The sequence below is a fragment of the Streptomyces sp. NPDC057136 genome (assembly GCF_042670885.1).
Taxonomy (GTDB): domain Bacteria; phylum Actinomycetota; class Actinomycetes; order Streptomycetales; family Streptomycetaceae; genus Streptomyces.
Window position 1 is genome coordinate 1 of the sequence record NZ_JBHUUV010000102.1, and the last position, 1,869, is coordinate 1,869.

Annotated in this window: 1 protein-coding gene and 2 pseudogenes; 2 read left to right on the plus strand and 1 reads right to left on the minus strand. The window is 67.1% G+C overall.

Annotated features, from left to right (window positions below; translation table 11 throughout):
• Nucleotides 1-90: 90 nt before the first annotated feature.
• A pseudogene (locus ACFT7S_RS38635) lies at nt 91-993 on the plus strand (IS3 family transposase); the annotation flags it as partial.
• A gap of 97 nt (nt 994-1,090) precedes the next feature.
• Complete coding sequence (locus ACFT7S_RS38640) at nt 1,091-1,330, plus strand: peptidoglycan-binding domain-containing protein (protein WP_382741237.1); 240 nt, start codon at nt 1,091-1,093, stop codon at nt 1,328-1,330.
• On the opposite strand, the pseudogene ACFT7S_RS38645 reads toward ACFT7S_RS38640, so the two are convergent.
• Nucleotides 1,314-1,869: pseudogene (locus ACFT7S_RS38645) on the minus strand (hypothetical protein); the annotation flags it as partial. The gene ACFT7S_RS38640 and the pseudogene ACFT7S_RS38645 sit on opposite strands and share 17 nt — an antisense overlap.

The following is a 1,869-nucleotide window of genomic DNA, read 5'->3' on the forward strand; positions in this document are numbered from 1 at the left end:
ACAGGACCCACCCTCCCCGCACACTCGAAGCCCTCAAGCGCCTGATCGAGCACCACGACGAGATCAACTCAAGCAGTAGTTAAATTACGGGTCCTGAACCGCTTCCAGTTCGTCGCCGACCACCAGCGCCGCTACGGCGTGAAGCGGCTGTGCACCATCTTGGGCATCTCCCGCTCCAGCTTCTACTACTGGCGCACGACGGCTGCGGACCGGGCCGCCCGGCAGGCGGCCGACGCTCGGCTCGCCGCCCGGATACGTGCCGTGCACCAGGAAATCGGACGGCACCTACGGCGTCCCCAGGATCACTGCCGAACTCCGCGAGGGCGGCAAGCGCGTCAACCGCAAGCGGATCGCGCGGGTGATGCGGAGCATCGGCCTGGCGGGCGTGCGGCTGCGTCGCAGGCACCGCACCACGATCGCGGACCGGCCGCGGCGAAGGCCCCGGACCTGATCGGCCGCGACTTCACCGCGAGTGAGCCGAACACGAAGTACGTCGGCGACATCACGTATCTCCCCGTGGACGCCGGAAAGTTCCTCTACTTGGCCACCGTGATCGACCTCGCCTCACACCGCCTGGCCGGCTGGGCGATCGCGGATCACATGCGCACCGAACTCGTCACCGACGCCCTGGCCGCCGCGGAGCAGTGCCGCGGCAGCCTCGCCGGAGCGGATATGCACACCGACCACGGCGCCCAGTACTCCAGCCGGGCGTTCGCTGACGCCTGCCGCCAAGCCGGCGTCCGCCAGTCCATGAGCGCGGTCGGCAGCTCGGCGGACAACGCGCCCGCCGAGTCCTGCAACGCGACGTTCAAACGCGAGACGCTCCAGGGCCGCAAGCACTGGTCCAGCGACCGTGAGGCCCGCCTCGACGCATTCCACTGGCTGCACCGCTACAACACCCGACGCCGTCACTCCCGCCTCGGACACCGCCCTCCGATCGCCTACGAGACAGCGTCCGGAACACCATCAACTACGCTGACACCAGCCGCATAACCCGTGTCCAGGATTCGGGGTCAAGCCCCTACAAGGCTCCTTCTGGTCACTACCGCATCGTGCCCGCCCACTACGACGGCAGCATGTACGGCGGCTGCTGGATGGATTACGGAAGCACTGGAACGGTGTCAAGGCTCTCCAAAGAGCCCTCAACCGCTGCTACGGGGGCAACTTGGTGGTGGATGGCTCTTTCGGTAACGCCACCCGCAATACCCTCGTCTACGCACAGGGCCGGGAGGGGATCGCGGCCGACGGAATCTACGGCGGCGAAAGCTCCGGGAACCTCCGATTCCCCTACTACAACGATGTCAGCGGAGCTTTCAAGGCCTGCGCCTAGGCCGTTTCGTTTGGATCATCGGGCAGGCCAGAGGAAGATGCCCGCGATGTGGAGTCCGGCCAGGTAGATGGTCACGGTCTTCTCGTAGCGTGGCGATGCCCCGCCACTGGTCGGGGGCCGGCTCATGTTGCCATGACCCGGCCCCCTCGGAAACGGGCATGCCCGTTTCCGAGCACCACGGCTCAAGCAAGCCCAAACGCTGCATGACGTGGCGGTTGTCTCCGAGCACCTGGGCCACGTCGATCTCGCGCAGCATCCGCGCGGTGAGCTTCTCGCGCAGCGAGTTCGGCTTCTTGAACGCGACGACGGCGCCCGGCGGTTTGTGGAGGGCCTTGTCGACGACGCCCATGCCACCCTCGCCGCCCGGAAGATGGAACTTCTCCAGGGCATAGTCGACACGCTCGCCGCGGGCCTGATGGCGTACCGCCGCAACGCCTGGCGACTGCGGCTCGACGCGCGGGAACTGACGAAGTGACGGCACGGTGTGGCCCAGTGGTGGCTCGACCGGCTTCGCCCCACCCGGGCTGTCTCTTATACAC